Here is a 15343-nt window from a genome sequence, read left to right as displayed (position 1 = left end):
GCGGGTCCTGGCGAAGATTGCAGCCCTTCGGCGAGATGCGTTTCGTGCGCGCCTTTTTTCATCACCGTGGGGCATTTCGATCATGAGCGATTTCGAGAACAGCAAATCCAGCAACGGGTTCACGTCCAAGCTGTGGCGTGGAGAGCGCATGACGATGATCGGCTTCGACGTCGCCGAGCCCGAACCCGATCTGGTCGGATTCTCGATCGAGGTGAAGTCGCCGGGCGCGCGGGATTTTTCCCAGTTGCGCAACAGGATCGCGTTTTCCTATCCGGCCGGCGCCGGTGCGGCGGTCGACGGCAACCGGAATTTCCCGTCGACCGAGGCGCCGTTCCAGAAATTCCGCTGGATCCACTTTCCCTACCGGCCCAAGGATGGCGTCTATACATATCGCGTCGCCAAGCAGCATATGCGCAACGACGGCACGCTGGTGGCGGGGACCAGCCTCACGCTCGACATCACGCAGAGCGCCGTGACCTATGACGGTCTGATCGACATCGGTTTCACCCGCAACTTCGCCTCGTCGCAGGCCTATCGCGATCAGTTCGGCAACAATGCCGAGATCATCCCCGTCGAGAGCCGCGACGGGCCGAGCTTCGAGAAGCTCGACCTCACCAACGAGGCCGGCGACAGCGTCTATGAGTGGCTGGGGTTCGAGGCCTACGACCTCCTGTTCGGCTTTTTGAAAGAGGCCCTGGCGGATCCCGGGCTCACGCTCGACGTGATGGCCTATGACCTCAATGAGCCCGACGTGATCGGCCTGCTGGAGCAGTTCGGCCCGCGGCTGCGCGCGATCATCGACGACTCCAACGCCAAGGATAACAGCCACAAGCTGCCCGGCAGCGCGGAATCGCGCAGCGCCAAGCGCTTCAAGCAGGCGGGTGCTGCCGTGCTGCGCACGCATTTCAGCAATCTCCAGCACAACAAGGTCCTGATCACGCGCCGCAATGGCAAGCCCGAGAAGGTGCTCTGCGGCTCGACCAATTTCACCTTCCGCGGCCTCTATATTCAGGCCAACAACATGCTGGTCTTTCATTCGCAGGACGTCGCCGGGCTGTTCGGCGAGATGTTCGACATCGCCTTCGACGACCCCTCGCTCTTCCGGAAGAATGATTTCTCCAAGAAATGGCACGCCGTCCATTCCGAGGGAAAGCCGACCGTGCAGCTCTGCTTCTCGCCGCATCAGGCCACCGATCTCTCGCTCAATCCGATCCGGGCCGCGATCGATCAGGCCTCCTCGTCGGTGTTCTACTCGGTCGCGTTTCTGAGCCAGCTCGGCGACGGTCCGACCAAGGAGGCGTTCGACCGCGTGATGGAGCGGCCGATCTTCAGCTACGGCACGGTCGACAAGCGCGGCGCGCTGGAGCTGCGCAAGCCCGAAGGCTCGATCGGTCTCGTCGATTTCGCCTATCTCGCGAGCAAGGCGCCGGAGCCGTTCCGCAGCGAATGGTCCGGCGGCAAGGGCCGCAACATCCATCACAAATTCCTGGTGACCGATTTCAGCCTGCCGACCGCGAAAGTGTTCACCGGATCGAGCAACTTCTCGCCGAGCGGCGAGAAGGGCAACGGCGACCATCTCATCATGATCGAGGACCGAAAGATCGCGACCTCCTATGCGATCGAGGCCACCCGCGTGTTCGATCACCTGCAGTTTCGCAATCGGATGCGCGACGCGTTCCACGGCAAGTCCGAGCGGCAGCGCGCTGCATCCGCGCCTGCCGCGATCACGCTGCGCAAGCCGACCGCATTGTCCGGCAAGCCGGCCTGGTTCGAGCGCTTCTATGTCGAGGGGTCGCAGGCTGAACGCGATCGATTGCTGTTCTCGTCCTAGATATCGCTACGGACAGAGTTGGAGACGACCATGCCATTGAATGACTATTCGCTTCTCAAGGGTCGGCCCATCAACAATCGTCTGGCGACGGGAAGCAGTCCGCACTATCAGGTGCAGGTCTCGGCCGGCGGTGAGCTCTATCGTATCGCCATCAATGTCCGCTCCCAGGATGGCAGCGAGGTCGAATTCCTGGTTCGCTCGCGCTTCGAACATCCAATCGTCGACGACCTGAAGGCGTTTTCGGAAGGGCTGCATCCGTTGGAGAGCAAGCCCGGCGGCGTGGCGCTCGATTTCATCCGGGGCAATCTGATGCAGCCATGGGAGCTGAAGCCGCTGCCACTGTCGGCCGCGGGCCCCGACAACGATCTCAACGAGAAGATCGACGCCTACGTTCAGCGCGCCATGTCCGACGAGATGGCTCTCATCTATGCCTTCGGCGTCGCATGGGGACCGGAGGAGAAGGCGGACCGCTATTTCGGCTTCAAGCCCGGCCGCGGTATCCACGACATCCATTTCAACCAGGGCAATCCGCCCGGCCAATATGCCAAGGACAACGGTCCCTGGCAGGATGGCGGACTGCTCTTCGAGTTTCCCGACCAGCAGCAATGGGTCGCCATCTTCCTGAAATTCCAGACCCAGGCCTGGCATTCGGACGATGCCAGCGGAGGGGTCATCCTTCCGCCCGATCCCGATTACCCGAACGCGCCGCATACGCCTCCCGACCGCGACCACATTCCGCCGCTCGACGTGCCCGACGGGCTGGTGCGGATCATCGCGGCCTATGTCAACGACGTGCGCACGCCGGAGCACGAGACGGTCACGCTGCTGAACACCGCCGATGTCGACGTCGATCTCACCGGCTGGCAGATCAAGGACAAGCAGAAGAACGCCATGCAACTGAGCGGCATGATCGGGCGCGGCGCCACCCTGGTGGTGCCCATCGTCGCGCCGGTCGCGCTGTCGAACCGGGGCGGCATCATCACGCTGTTGAATGCCGCGGGCGTGAAGGTGCACGGCGTCTCCTATACGCGGGAACAGGCGGCGCAGCCGGGGCGCACCATCCCGTTCCAGTCGTGACCGCGTGTTCGGCGGAGCCGTCTTCTCGGAGCGTGCTCTCTGCTGGCGCAGCGGCGGGGTGACGTGTACTCCTGTCACGTAAGGGCCCAGGCGAAGGGGCTGCAGGTTGCAGTCCTGCGCACAGGCCACGGTGTGAGAGGAGAGCGTCATGGGAGTCCTGGTCGACGGCCAATGGCACGACGTCTGGTACGACACGGCGGCGTCTGGCGGCCGTTTCATCCGCAAGGATTCGGCGTTCCGTAGCTTCGTCACGGCTGACGGCCGTCCGGGCCCATCCGGCACCGGCGGCTTCGAGGCCGAAGCGGGCCGCTATCATCTCTATGTGAGCCTGGCCTGCCCGTGGGCTCACCGCACCCTGATCATGCGCGCGCTGAAGGGGCTCGATGACATGATTTCGGTATCGGTCGTGCACTGGCTGATGCGCGAGCAGGGCTGGACGTTTGCCGAGGGTCCGGGCGTCGTGGCCGACAGCGTCAATCACGCCGGCCTTCTGCATCAGGTCTACACCGCCGCGGAGCCGCATTATTCCGGCCGCGTCACCGTGCCCGTGCTCTGGGACAAGCAAAACCGCACCATCGTCAACAACGAGTCGTCAGAGATCATCCGCATGCTGAACTCGGCGTTCGACGGCGTCGGCGCCAGGCAAGGCGACTATTATCCGCAAGCCCAGCGCGATGAGATCGACGCCATCAATGCGCGCGTCTACGATACGCTGAACAACGGCGTCTACAAATGCGGCTTCGCGACCACGCAATCCGCCTATGAGGAGGCGATCGGCCCACTGTTCGCAACGCTCGACTGGCTGGAGGAGCGGCTGTCGGCGCGCCGCTTCCTGCTCGGCAACACCATGACCGAGGCCGACATCCGGCTGTTCACGACGCTGATCCGCTTCGATGCCGTCTATGTCGGCCACTTCAAGTGCAACATCCGCCGCATCGCCGACTATCGGCATCTTTCAGCCTACACGCGCGATCTCTACCAATGGCCGGGGATTGCCGCGACAGTGAATTTTGAGCACATCAAGCGGCACTACTACGAGAGCCATCGCACCATCAATCCGACCGGCATCGTCCCGGTCGGGCCGCGGCAGGATTTCACCGCGCCGCACGACCGTGCGCGCCTCGCCGGGTCCTGACGAGCTCCGATGTCCGGCGAGCGCGATCTCGACACGCTGCTGCGCACGATGTCGCCGGAGCTGCAGGATGGCGTCTTCGTGTTCTGCACGCTCAGCGCCGGCGATGCGATGGCCGCGATGTTGTCGCCGCTGATGCTGTTCCGGGAGCGCGAGGGTGACACTCTCATCGTCCGGCGCGAGGACGCCGAACGGGCAGGGCTGGCGTATCGCTTCACCTCGCGCCTGATCACGCTGTCGGTGCTATCAGCGCTCGACGCGGTGGGCTTCCTCGCCAGGGTGACAGCGGCGCTGGCTGCTGCTGGCATCAGTGTCAACGCGGTCTCGGCCTTTCATCATGATCACCTGTTCGTACCCGAAGCGCAGGCAGAGCAGGCAATGCGGGTTCTGGAGGAGATGTCGCGCCGCGCGGCCGTCGGATGATGGCGCAGGGCCACGCCCCGGTCAGGCTTTGCTCCTGGTATGACTTCGCGACCGGTTGCGCCGGGGTGCACCCGGCTTCTTGCGTGATCTCGGCCGAGATCGATGCGCGTTGCGTGCGGCGCGCGGAGCCGGCGGCCGGCGCGGTCCGGTCAGCATTTGCGCGGCTTGCGCGCGCACCATGTCCATCAGCATCATCGCCGCCGGCGACAGGGTGCGGCCCTTCAGGCGCAGGATGCCGAACTGCGCCAGCAGCAGGTCGGATGCGCGCGGCTCTTTCAGCTCGGCCACATTGAGCCGGACCAGCTGACCGGAGGCTAGCTCGTGGGTGACGACCGCATCCCCCGCGACGAGCACGACGTCCGAGCGGACCGCCATTTGCACCAGCAGGCCGGCGTTCTCGGATTCGAGGGCGACATTGAAACCGCGTCCCCGTGGCGCGGCGATCAGGTCGTCCAGCCGCCGGCTGAAGTCCGGCGGCAGCGCGACGGAGGCGAAGTGCTGGCCGGCCAGATCGCGCGCCGACAGCTCCCGTCGCCCGGCCAACGGATGGGTCGGCCGGCAGTAGAAGTAGCCGGGAAGGCTTCCGAGCGGCTCGAGGTCCAGGCTGTCGTCGGTCCTGATGTCGGTGATGTGCGCCAGGAAGAAATCGAGCTTGCCTTGTTGCAGCACGTCCATCAGGGCGCGCCAATTGTCCTGCACCAGCTTGATGCGCACGGATGGATGCTCGGCATACAGCTGCGCCATCGCATCCGGCAGCAGCACTAGGCCCGTGAACGCGCCGACGCCCACCGTCACCTGGCCGGCATCGCCCGAGCGCAACAGCCGCATCTCGCGGCCGAGATCGTCGGCGCCCGACAACAGCGAGCGCGCCCGCGCCACCAGCCGTTCGCCGACCGCCGTGATCTCCACCGAGCGCGAGCTGCGGTCGAACAGCCGCATCCCCGCTTCGTCCTCCAGGGTCTGCAGGCTGCGGCTCAGCGCCGACTGGGTGACATGGGCGCGCTTGGCGGCCCGGGCGAAATGCCGCTCTTCCGCGAGGTAGACCAGCTGCTGCAACTGACGCAACGTTGGTGTGTGCATCGATGACCCCAGCTCATTGATCAAAGCATAACAATTCATTGGATTTCTGAGACCGTCAATTCCAAAATGGCACAAATACAAACAGGGGAAATGCCATGGCGGGGCCGGCCAAGTCGCCCCGAGCTGCGGCAGTTTCCCCGCAACAGGCTTTTCTCATGCCCAACGGCGCACAAGCTCTGATACGGACCCTGGTCAATTCCGGCATTCGGGTCTGCTTCACCAATCCTGGCACCTCCGAGATGCATTTCGTCGCGGCGCTGGACTCCGCGCCGGAGATGCGCGCCGTACTGTGCCTGTTCGAAGGGGTGGCGACCGGTGCGGCGGACGGCTACGCCCGGATGACCGGCACGCCCGCGGCAACGCTGCTGCATCTCGGTTGCGGCCTCGGCAACGGCCTCGCCAATCTGCACAATGCGCGCAAGGGCAAGGTGCCCGTCGTCAACATCGTCGGCGACCACGCCACCTATCATGTCCCTTATGACGCGCAGCTCCAGTCCGATATCGAGACCGTCGCGCGCAACGTCTCGCCGGAATTCGTCTGGACCTCGCAGGTGACGTCGGAGCTGTGCCGCGATGCGGTGGCGGCCGTGAAGGCGGCGTGCTCCTGGCCCGGACAGGTCGCGACGCTGATCCTGCCGGCCGACGTGTCCTGGGGTGAGGGCGGCGTCGCCGAGCCGGCGCCGGTGATCGAGCCGCCGGCGCCTGCGGACGATGCGACCGTGCAGGCCGTCGCCGAGGCGATCAGGGCGGGCGGCCGCAGCGCTTTTCTACTCGGAGGCACGGCGCTGCACGAGGAGTCGCTGCTGGCGGCCGCGCGCATCGCCGCGACCTGCGGTGTGAAAGTCTATGCCGAAACGTTTCCGACACGCATGCAGCGTGGAGCGGGCCTGCCGGCCGTCGAGCGGATCGCCTATCTCGCCGAGATGGCGCAGATCCAGCTCAAGGAGATCGACACCCTGATCCTGGTCGACGCCAAGGCGCCGGTGTCGTTCTTCGCCTATCCCGGCAAGAAGAGCTATCTGCCGCATGACGGCTGCAAGGTGCTGACCTTGTCGACGCCGGCGCAGCACGCCGCGTGCAGCCTGACCAGGCTTGCCGCCGCCCTGGAGGCCGGGCGCGCCACGCCGGCATTGTCGCCGGCCTCGCGGCCCGGGCGTCCGCGCGGCAAGAAGCTGACCGCGGAAAAGGTCTGCAAGGCCGTTGGTCATCTCCTGCCCGAGAACGCCATCATCATCGACGAGGCGATCAGCTCCGGCCTGATGCTGTCGAAATTCACCGCGGGCGCGCCGCGCCACGATCTGATCACTTTGACCGGCGGCGCCATCGGGCAGGGGCTGCCGAATGCGATCGGGGCGGCGATCGCCTGTCCCGACCGGCCGGTGATCGCGCTGATCGGCGACGGCAGCTCGATGTACACGATCCAGTCGCTGTGGACGATCGCGCGCGAGCGGCTCAACGTCACCGCCATCATCTTCAACAACGCCTCCTACTCGGTGCTCAACGTCGAGCTGGAACGGGTCGGCGCCGAGGAGATCGGACCGAAGGCGCGGGCGCAGCTCGACCTGCACGGGCCGGTCCTCAAGCTCGCGCAGATCGCCGACGGCATGGGCGTGCGATCGACCCGCGTCACCACGCCGGACGAACTCACCAGCGCCTTGCAGGGGGCGCTGGCGCGGCCGGGGCCCCATCTGATCGAGGCGATGGTGCCGCCGGCGCTGACCGGCCTCAAGCTGAAGCTCCTGCCGCACCTCCTGGGATCGCTCGACCGCGTTCCGCTGCCGGTGGCGCGGATGCTCAAGCGCAAGATCGCGCCGTGACATGAGCGCGACGCTGCAATCCGATGTTGTCATCGCCGGCGGCGGTCTTGCCGGCATCGTCACCGCGCTGGAGGCACTGCGCGCCGGCAAGTCGGTGACGATCGTGGACCGGGACACGCCCGAGCGGCTCGGCGGGCTGGCGCTGTGGGCATTCGGCGGCATGGCGCTGATCGGCACGCCGTTGCAGGCGCGCATGAAGATCCCGGATACGCCGGAGATCGCGTTGCGCGACTGGATCAGGTTCGGCGAGCTCGATGCCGCCGAGCACTGGCCGCTGCAATGGGCGCGCTACTACGTCGCGCATTCCCGCAGCGAGGTCTACGACTGGCTGCTGGCGCACGGCGTGACGTTCATGCCGGCAGTGAACTGGGTCGAGCGCGGCCGGTACGGCGACGGTAATGCGCTGCCGCGCTATCACATCGTCTGGGGCACCTCGCAGCGGCTCACGCGCGTAATGATCGAAGCGATGCGCGCGGCCGACGGTGGCGGCAGGCTGACGGTGCTGCACCGTCATCGCGTCGTCAGCCTCGATCGCGCTGCCGGCGCGGTATCGGGCGTGGTCGCCGTCAACGAGGAGACGGGCGCCGAAATCCGCATCGCCGCGCCGCTGACGGTGCTGGCGATGGGCGGCCTCAATGGCAGCCATGCGGAGGCCCGCGCCAACTGGATCAAGGGCCGGCCGCTGCCGGCGGCGATGCTGAATGGCGCGCATCCGTTCTCCGACGGCAAGTTGCATCACCACGCGGCCGAGGCGTTCGGCGCCGAGATCACGCATGCCGGCGAGATGTGGAACTACGCCGCCGGCATCCCGCATCCGTTTCCGCATTTCGAGGGCCATGGCCTGTCGCTGGTGCCGTGCAAATCGGCGCTGTGGCTCAATCACAGGGGCGAGCGCATCGGGCCCGAGCCGCTGGTGACCGGCTTCGACACCCATGATCTGTGCCAGCGCGTCGCGGCGCAGGAGAAGCCGTATACGTGGCATCTGTTGAACTGGCGCATCGCCGCCAAGGAGTTCGCCATCTCCGGCGCCGAGCACAATCCGCGCATCCGCGACCGGCAGATGCCGATGTTCCTCAAGGAGACGCTGCTCGGCAATCATCGCCTGGTCAGGCAGATGCAGCGCGAGAGCCGGCATTTCCTGGTCGACGAGACGCTGACCGGTCTCGCCGCCAAGATGAATGCGCTGACCGGCACCGGCGACGTGAAGCCGGAGGTGCTGCAGGCCACCGCCGACGCCTTCGACGCGAACTTTGGGAATGGCGACAAGCTCCACAATGACGATCAGTTGCGCCGCATCCTGCACGCGCGGCAATGGGGCCCCGACAAGCTCCGCACCTGCAAGCCTGCGCCGCTGCAGGCCCCGGGCGCCGGGCCTTACATCGCCATTCATATGCAACTGATTACCCGCAAGAGCCTCGGCGGCCTCAAGACCGATCTGCAGAGCCGGGTGCTCGACACCACGGGTGCGCCGATCGGCGGGCTCTATGCGGTCGGCGAAGCCGCCGGCTTCGGCGGCGGCGGCGCGTCGGGCAAGCGTTCGCTGGAGGGCACGTTCCTGCCGGGTTGCATTCTCACCGCACGGGCGGCGGTGCGCGCGATGTGACGGCTACGGGAACCGTACGAGTCGGCGGAACCGCCGCTGAATTTTTGCTCCGTCACTGTCGATCCGGTGCTGCGACGTTCGTCTTCAAGGCACAGGAGATGGAGACCCGTCATGAAGATCTACTGGATCAAGGCCCAGGCGCCGCGCCGCGTGCTGGCGCTGGTCAAGCATCTCGGCGTGCCCGCCGAGTTCATCGACATCAGCCGCGGCCTGAAGACGCCGGAGTTCGCCGCGCTCAACCCGAATATGAAGGCGCCGGTGCTGGTCGACGGCGACACCGTGCTGTGGGAGTCGACCGCCATCATGGCGCACCTCTGCATCCGCGAGAGCTGCGACATGTGGCCGGCGCGCAATCCGCAGGAGCAGATCGAGGTGCTGCGCTGGCTGGCGTGGAACGACTGCCACTGGGCGCCGGCGGTCGGACCGTTCTATTTCGAGCACATCGTCCGCAAGACGTTCGGCCTCGGTGTGCCTGACCGTGCCACGCTGGCCGGCAAGGTCGCCAACCTGAAGACCTTCGCCGCCGTGCTCGATGCGCATCTGCGGGCGCGCGGCCACGTCGCCTGCGACCGGCTCACCATCGCCGATTTCGCGGCGGCCTCGATGGCGACCGACTGGCGCGAGGCCGAGATGCCGATGGAGGCGTTTCCGAACATCGTGCGCTGGCTCGATGGCCTGATGCGGCTGCCGGCGTGGGCCGAGCCTTGGCCGGAGAAACGCTCGGTCGCGGCCTGAGCGTCACGGCTGCGCGATGCCGTGGCCGAGCTGCTTGGAGATCTCGGCCGCACACGCGCGCAGCCGCGTCGCCAGCGGTGACTGCCAGCCGGCGTCGAAGGTGCCGGCCGGGCCCATCGCGGTGATGACCAGTGCGACGTGGCCGGCGTGATCGAACACCGGCGCGGCGAAGGCGTTGACGCCGGGCAGCGGATCGCCGACGGCGCGCGCCAGCCCCTGCGCGCGCACCTCGGCCAGCATCTCGGCGACCTTCGGACTCTTCGGTGAGCGCTTCGGATTGTAGCCGACACCGAGACGATCGAGGCCGGTGTCGAGCGCGGTCTTGACCGTCTTGGATGGAAGAAACGCCGCGAACGCGCGGCCCGTCGCGGTCTCCAAGAGCGCCATGATCGAGCCGACGCGCATCACGATGTGCACCGGATGGCTCGGCTCCTCAAGCCGCACCACGGTCGGGCCGTTGGTACCCCACACCGCGAGCGATACCGCGTGATCGATCGCGCCGGCGAGCGCTGCGATCTTCGGGGTGGCGATCCGGACCGCCGACAGCCGCCGCAGGCTGATCAGGCCGAGCTCGAGCGCCAGCGGGCCGATCTCGTAGCGGCCGGTGGTTTCGTCCTGCTCGATCAAACCGATGCGCGAGAAGCTGACGAGATAGGGATGCGCCTTGGCCGGCGGCAGCCCGGCCTCGCGCGCGAGGTCGCGCAGCATCATCGGCTCGCCGCTGCGCGCCAGTGCCTGCAGCAACGTGCCGCCGACCTCGATCGACTGGATGCCGCGGCTCTCTCGTCCCATGTCTTGTTGTGCCCCTGGTCCGGCGCCGTGCCTACACCGCCAGGAAGCCGCCGTCGACCGGCAGCGTGACGCCGTTGACGTAGGACGCCATGTCGGAGACCAGGAACGCCACCGGGCCAGCGAGCTCCTCGGGCTGGCCGACGCGGCCGAGGGGCGTGCGGCTCATGAAGCCGGCGAGCCGCTCGGGATCGTTGCGGGTCGACTCCGTCATCGCGGTGGCGATCACGCCGGGGGCGATGGCATTGACGCGGATGCCGTCCGCGGCGAGCTCGCGCGCCAGCGCCTGGGTCAGCGACTTCACTCCGCCCTTGGACGGCGAATAGCCGAGCGTGTTGCTGATGCCGATGAAGGAGGCGACGGATGCAATGTTGACGATCGTGCCGCGCGTCGCGCGCAAGGCGGCAAGGAAGGCGTAGGTGACGTTGAACACGCCGTTGAGATTGACGTCGAGCACGCGCTGCCAGTTCTGTGGCGCACGCGGCGAGTCGATGTTCTCGCGGATGATGATGCCGGCATTGTTGACGAGGATCGAGATGGCGCCGACCTCGGCGCGCAATTGCGCCGCCAATGCGGTGCACCCGGCGGCGTCGGTGACATCCAGCCGATGCGCCCACGCCTGGCGGCCGTGCTCGCGGATCTCGGCGGCGCAACGTTCGGCACCCTCCAAGTCGATGTCGGTGATGACGACATCGGCGCCGCGGCCGGCGAGGCCGAGCGCAATCGCGCGGCCATTGCCGTGCGCCGCCCCCGTGACCAGCGCAAGCTTGCCGGCCAACATCTGACTGTCGCTCATGCGGCGCTCCTTTGGCCAGCGCGTTCGGCGAGATGCCGGCCGGCAATGTAGCCGAAGGTCAGCGCCGGTCCCAGCGTGATGCCGGCGCCCGGATAGTTGCCGCCCATGATGCTCGCCATGTCGTTGCCGGCGGCATAGAGCCCCTCGATCGGCTGGCCCTGGGCGTCGAGCGCGCGGGCATGCGCATCGGTGCGGATGCCGGCATAGGTGCCGAGATCGCCGATCACCATCTTGATGGCGTAGAGCGGCCCGTCCTTGATCGGCGCCACACACGGGTTCGGCCCGTGCAGCGCATCGCCCTGGTAGCGATTGTAGGCGCGCGAGCCCTTGCCGAACGTGGGATCCTGGCCCAGCGCGGCGTCAGCGTTGAACGCGGCGACGGTTGCTTCCAGCGCCATCGCATCGATGCCGGTGACGCGCGCGAGCTCGGCGAGCGTCGCGCCGCGCTTGAGATAGCCGGTGCTCAGATGATGCCCGAGCGGCATCGGGAACGGCGGCACGCAGCCGAGGCCGTAGCGGCGCAACGAGCGGTGGTCGGTGATCAGGAAGGCCGCGATCTCGCGGCCGGGCTTGGCCGCCTTGACCATCGCCTGCACGAAGTCGTGGTAGGAATTGCCTTCATTGGCGAAGCGCACGCCGTCCGCGGTGACTGCGATCACGCCGGGTTTGGCACGGTCGATGAAGTGCGGCATCACGCCCTTGCTGCCGTCCTTGCGCGTGGTGACGGAGACCGGCACCCAGGCCGCCGCGTGCGGCAGGCCGTCCTCGACCCGGCCGCCGACGGCCTCCGCGAGCCGCAGGCCGTCACCGGTGTTGCCGACGGGGCCGGGCGACACATGCTCCTGTCCGGTCGGCGCATGCGGAAACATCGCCTTGCGCCGCTCGACATCATGCGGGAAGCCGCCGCAGGCCAGCACCACGCCGAGCCGCGCATTGACCCTGATGCGCTTGCCCTGCCGCGTCACCACGGCGCCGCGCACGGCCTCGCCGTCGCGGATCAGCTCGGCCACCGGCGACGACAGCCACAGGGGAATGCCGAGATCGAACGCGGACTTCGCCAGCCGTCCCGCCAGCGCATTGCCGTTGGTCAGCGTCATGCCGCGGCCATGGCGCAGCACGTCCAGCGCATGCTTCGACAGCCGCTTGGCGACATAGAACGCCGACGCCAGCGACTTGGTCGCGCGCATGAAATGGATGATCTCCTTGCCGGAGCCGAGCATCATGCCGAACACGGTGAGCTCGGGCAGGGGCTGGCCGAGATCCTCGATGTGACGCCCAAGCTCGCGGCCGTCGAACGGCCGCGTCACCATCGAGCGGCCGCCTTGGGTGCCGCCCGGCGCCTCCGCGTGGTAGTCCGGAAAGGTCAGCGGCATGTCGAACTTCAGCGCCGTCTTGCTGGTGAAGAAGTCGACGGCCTCCGGGCCCTTGGTCAGGAACGCGTCGACGCGCGCCGCATCGAAACTGTTGCCGGCCTCGTGGCGCAGATAGGTGCGTGCCAGCTCCGGCGGCTCATCGATGCCCCAGGCCTTGGCGAGCGATGTGCCGGGAATCCACAGCCAGCCGCCCGAGCGCGCCGTGGTGCCGCCGAAGCGCGGCTCCTTCTCGGTCACGATGACCTTCAGCCCGGCATGGGCGGCGGTGACCGCCGCCGACAGCCCGGCGCAGCCGGAGCCGACCACCAGCACGTCGCAATCATGGGTGTCGCCGGCCGGGTGATCTGCTCCGCTCATGCGCGCGCTCCTACTTCTTCAGCAGCGGGCACTTGGATTCGGAGACCGGCCGGAACGCATCCTCGCCCTTCACGGTCTTGACGATCTCCAGATAGTCCCACGGCTCCTTCGATTCCGACGGCTTCTTCACGCGGGCCAGATACATGTCGCGGATGACGCGGCCGTCCTCGCGCAGCTTGCCGCCGTGAACGAACGTATCCTCGATCGGCAGCTCGCGCATCTTCGCCATCACCGCCTTCGGATCGTCGGTACCGGCCGCCTTGATGGCCTTGAGATAGTGCAGCACGGAGCCATAGACGCCGGTCTGGATCATCGTCGGCATCACCTTGGCGCGGGCGAAGAACTTCTTCGACCAGGCGCGGGTGTTGTCGTCCATGTTCCAGTACGACGCCGTGGTCATGTAGGTGCCTTGCGCGGCCTCGAGCCCGATCGCATGCACGTCGGTGTCGAACATCAACAGGCCGACCAGCTTCTGGCCGCCCTTGACCAGGCCGAACTCGCCGGACTGCTTGATGGCGTTGTCGGTGTCCTGCCCGGCATTGGCGAAGGCGACAACGTCGGCCTTCGAGCTCTGCGCCTGCAAGGCGAAGGAGGAGAAGTCGGCGGTGTTGGTCGGATGCTTGACGCCGCCGAGGATGCTGCCGCCGAGCTCCTTGATGAAGCGCGTGGCGTCCTTCTCCAATTGCTGGCCGAAGGCATAGTCCGCGGTGATGAAGTACCAGGATTTGCCGCCCTGGCTGATCACGGCCGAGGTCGTCACCTTGGACAGCGCATAGGTGTCGTAGGTGAAGTGCACGGTGTTCGGGCTGCACAGCTCGTCGGTCAGCGAGCTCGCGCCGGGCCCTGACAGCAGCGCGATCTTGTTGCGCTCGCGCACCATGTTGTGCACGGCAATCGCGATACCGGAGTTGGGGATGTCGACGACCGCGTCGACCTTGCCGTTGTCGAACCAGTCGCGCACGACCGTCGTTCCGACGTCGGTCTTCATCTGGTGATCGGCGCTGATGATCTCGATCGGCTTGCCGAGCACGGTGGGGCCGAACTCTTCGACCGCCATTTTCGCCGCCTCGACCGAGCCCGGGCCGCTGTTGTCGCGGCCCCAACTCGAGAGATCGGTGAGCACGCCGATCCGCACCACGTCGTCAGAAACCTGGGCTGAAGCGCCTGTCGCGATGAATGATGTCGTTGCCAGGAACGCGCAGGCGAGCAGCTGCCGTCGCATGAAGATCCTCCCCGTTTTGCTCCGCTCTGTCGGCGGCGACGGGAGTTAGACATTGACGAATAGATTTGTCAATTGCGAACGGGTGGGACGTGGCGCAGGGGCTGGGGGGATGGACGCGGGAGGCCGGCGGCGCGTCAGGCGCGACCCCACATCCTCATGGTGAGGAGCACCGCATGCGGCGCATCTCGAGCCAGGAGGTCCGGAAGTGAGCGCGTTGGGAATGCTCTACGACCGTAGGAAAGCCTGTGATCCGCTCTACATGCGCGGCATGATCTGCAGTTCGAGCAGCGCGAGCCGCTGCATCGCGGTGACGTCGCGCTCGCCGGCCTTGGCGGCGCGCAGCACGGCTTCCGCAAGCAGGTTCACGTTCGTCGAACTCACCGGCTCAGGCAGCGCGGCGACCGACGCGTTGAGGGCCTCGGTCATCAGCGCGATGACGTCAGGCGAAAAGGATGCATCGGAAAAATTCTTCATGCAAAGATGCCCGCCAGCAGGTCGTGCTTCGGTTGATATCGCGTACGCATTACGTTGATGGTGAAAGAACGCGCCTCGGGCGCCATCGGTTCCCGCGGTCGCGCCGAGCCTCAGCCGGGCCGGTTTCTGATATGCAGAATGGCGCGATCTCCCATGCGCCAATTGCCCGTCGAGCCAATCTGCCGCAGGGGGCTCGCCTTGTGTCGTCGGGCAAATCAGGACGATGTTTCCCGGCATCCCGCCTCCACAGGAGGGGCGCATCGCGATCGTCACGAAACGTAGGAAGCGGGGAGCGGTGGCCTGCCGGATCGCAGCGCGCATGCGCGCGCGGACGAACGAGTCCAGCAGGACGACGAAATCGCAGCGTCCTGGCGCCCCGATGCTGGCGCCAAGTCCGTAGGTGATGATCCCAAGGGCGACGGTGGCTCACAAGCCGGACACCGGGGAGACTGCGTATAACTCGTAAGCCCATCGCACAGGGAGGGCCGGGTCGTCCGGCTGAACCTGTGGTACCTGCCGCCTGCATTTTTTGAGCAGGCGGGCCACGGGCCTCAGTCGAGGTCCGGCCTTCCCTGTGCCCTCTGTCCGAAGAGGGTAATCGATCTTGATAGCTCGGGCGCGGAGCGCGTCGCGA

At 66.7% G+C, this 15343-nt stretch carries 13 protein-coding genes; 7 read left to right on the top strand and 6 right to left on the bottom strand.

Annotated elements, in window-relative coordinates:
* The first annotated feature begins 82 nt into the window (after positions 1 to 82).
* From QW863_RS04930 to QW863_RS04915, 4 genes are all read left to right on the top strand, one after another.
* Positions 83 to 1831, top strand: a complete 1749-nt coding sequence (locus QW863_RS04930) for a phospholipase D-like domain-containing protein (RefSeq protein ID WP_315711405.1) — start codon at positions 83 to 85, stop codon at positions 1829 to 1831.
* 30 nt (positions 1832 to 1861) lie between these two features.
* The gene (locus QW863_RS04925) at positions 1862 to 2908 is read left to right on the top strand and encodes a DUF2278 family protein (RefSeq protein ID WP_315711407.1); all 1047 of its coding nucleotides are present in this window, start codon (positions 1862 to 1864) and stop codon (positions 2906 to 2908) included.
* Between the two features lie 148 nt (positions 2909 to 3056).
* Positions 3057 to 4043, top strand: a complete 987-nt coding sequence (locus QW863_RS04920) for a glutathione S-transferase family protein (RefSeq protein ID WP_315711409.1) — start codon at positions 3057 to 3059, stop codon at positions 4041 to 4043.
* 9 nt (positions 4044 to 4052) lie between these two features.
* The gene (locus QW863_RS04915; protein ID WP_315711410.1) at positions 4053 to 4463 is read left to right on the top strand and encodes an ACT domain-containing protein; all 411 of its coding nucleotides are present in this window, start codon (positions 4053 to 4055) and stop codon (positions 4461 to 4463) included.
* Between the two features lie 21 nt (positions 4464 to 4484).
* On the opposite strand, the gene QW863_RS04910 is transcribed toward QW863_RS04915, so the two are convergent.
* Positions 4485 to 5543 (bottom strand): LysR family transcriptional regulator, encoded by a 1059-nt coding sequence (locus tag QW863_RS04910; protein WP_315711411.1) that lies wholly within the window; start codon positions 5541 to 5543, stop codon positions 4485 to 4487.
* Between the two features lie 155 nt (positions 5544 to 5698).
* On the opposite strand from QW863_RS04910, the gene QW863_RS04905 reads away from it, so the two are divergent.
* The 3 genes from QW863_RS04905 (at position 5699) to QW863_RS04895 (ending at position 9698) form a co-directional block, all read left to right on the top strand.
* Positions 5699 to 7360, top strand: coding sequence for an acetolactate synthase large subunit (locus QW863_RS04905; protein WP_315711412.1), 1662 nt, complete (start codon positions 5699 to 5701; stop codon positions 7358 to 7360).
* 1 nt (position 7361) lies between these two features.
* The gene (locus tag QW863_RS04900) at positions 7362 to 8963 is read left to right on the top strand and encodes an FAD-binding protein (protein WP_315711413.1); all 1602 of its coding nucleotides are present in this window, start codon (positions 7362 to 7364) and stop codon (positions 8961 to 8963) included.
* Between the two features lie 111 nt (positions 8964 to 9074).
* Positions 9075 to 9698, top strand: coding sequence for a glutathione S-transferase family protein (locus QW863_RS04895; protein ID WP_315711414.1), 624 nt, complete (start codon positions 9075 to 9077; stop codon positions 9696 to 9698).
* Between the two features lie 3 nt (positions 9699 to 9701).
* On the opposite strand, the gene QW863_RS04890 is transcribed toward QW863_RS04895, so the two are convergent.
* The 5 genes from QW863_RS04890 to QW863_RS35990 all read right to left on the bottom strand — a co-directional run bounded on the left by QW863_RS04890 (position 9702) and on the right by QW863_RS35990 (position 14946).
* Positions 9702 to 10490, bottom strand: coding sequence for an IclR family transcriptional regulator (locus QW863_RS04890; RefSeq protein ID WP_315711416.1), 789 nt, complete (start codon positions 10488 to 10490; stop codon positions 9702 to 9704).
* Positions 10491 to 10521: 31 nt separating this feature from the next.
* A complete protein-coding gene (locus QW863_RS04885; RefSeq protein ID WP_315711418.1) occupies positions 10522 to 11283 on the bottom strand; it encodes a glucose 1-dehydrogenase in 762 nt (253 codons plus the stop codon).
* A complete protein-coding gene (locus tag QW863_RS04880) occupies positions 11280 to 13013 on the bottom strand; it encodes an FAD-dependent oxidoreductase (RefSeq protein WP_315711419.1) in 1734 nt (577 codons plus the stop codon). The genes QW863_RS04885 and QW863_RS04880 overlap by 4 nt, the downstream gene beginning before the upstream one ends.
* 10 nt (positions 13014 to 13023) lie before the next feature.
* Positions 13024 to 14235, bottom strand: a complete 1212-nt coding sequence (locus tag QW863_RS04875; RefSeq protein ID WP_315711420.1) for an ABC transporter substrate-binding protein — start codon at positions 14233 to 14235, stop codon at positions 13024 to 13026.
* A 255-nt stretch (positions 14236 to 14490) separates the two neighbouring features.
* Positions 14491 to 14946 carry a hypothetical protein gene (locus QW863_RS35990; RefSeq protein WP_409977881.1) on the bottom strand — a complete coding sequence of 152 codons (456 nt, stop codon included), beginning with the start codon at positions 14944 to 14946 and terminating at the stop codon, positions 14491 to 14493.
* Between the last annotated feature and the right edge of the window lie 397 nt (positions 14947 to 15343).

The organism is Bradyrhizobium sp. SZCCHNR1017, from assembly GCF_032381375.1.
Taxonomy (GTDB): Bacteria; Pseudomonadota; Alphaproteobacteria; order Rhizobiales; family Xanthobacteraceae; genus Bradyrhizobium.
Note: the sequence above shows the minus strand (reverse complement) of the source record. Positions and strands in the feature narration are given on the sequence as shown.

Coding starts and splice junctions, on each gene's coding strand:
- QW863_RS04930 (WP_315711405.1), top strand. CDS start 83: ATGAGCGATTTCGAGAACAGCAAATCCAGCAACGGGTTCACGTCCAAG.
- QW863_RS04925 (WP_315711407.1), top strand. CDS start 1,862: ATGCCATTGAATGACTATTCGCTTCTCAAGGGTCGGCCCATCAACAAT.
- QW863_RS04920 (WP_315711409.1), top strand. CDS start 3,057: ATGGGAGTCCTGGTCGACGGCCAATGGCACGACGTCTGGTACGACACG.
- QW863_RS04915 (WP_315711410.1), top strand. CDS start 4,053: ATGTCCGGCGAGCGCGATCTCGACACGCTGCTGCGCACGATGTCGCCG.
- QW863_RS04910 (WP_315711411.1), bottom strand. CDS start 5,543: ATGCACACACCAACGTTGCGTCAGTTGCAGCAGCTGGTCTACCTCGCG.
- QW863_RS04905 (WP_315711412.1), top strand. CDS start 5,699: ATGCCCAACGGCGCACAAGCTCTGATACGGACCCTGGTCAATTCCGGC.
- QW863_RS04900 (WP_315711413.1), top strand. CDS start 7,362: ATGAGCGCGACGCTGCAATCCGATGTTGTCATCGCCGGCGGCGGTCTT.
- QW863_RS04895 (WP_315711414.1), top strand. CDS start 9,075: ATGAAGATCTACTGGATCAAGGCCCAGGCGCCGCGCCGCGTGCTGGCG.
- QW863_RS04890 (WP_315711416.1), bottom strand. CDS start 10,490: ATGGGACGAGAGAGCCGCGGCATCCAGTCGATCGAGGTCGGCGGCACG.
- QW863_RS04885 (WP_315711418.1), bottom strand. CDS start 11,283: ATGAGCGACAGTCAGATGTTGGCCGGCAAGCTTGCGCTGGTCACGGGG.
- QW863_RS04880 (WP_315711419.1), bottom strand. CDS start 13,013: ATGAGCGGAGCAGATCACCCGGCCGGCGACACCCATGATTGCGACGTG.
- QW863_RS04875 (WP_315711420.1), bottom strand. CDS start 14,235: ATGCGACGGCAGCTGCTCGCCTGCGCGTTCCTGGCAACGACATCATTC.
- QW863_RS35990 (WP_409977881.1), bottom strand. CDS start 14,946: ATGCCGGGAAACATCGTCCTGATTTGCCCGACGACACAAGGCGAGCCC.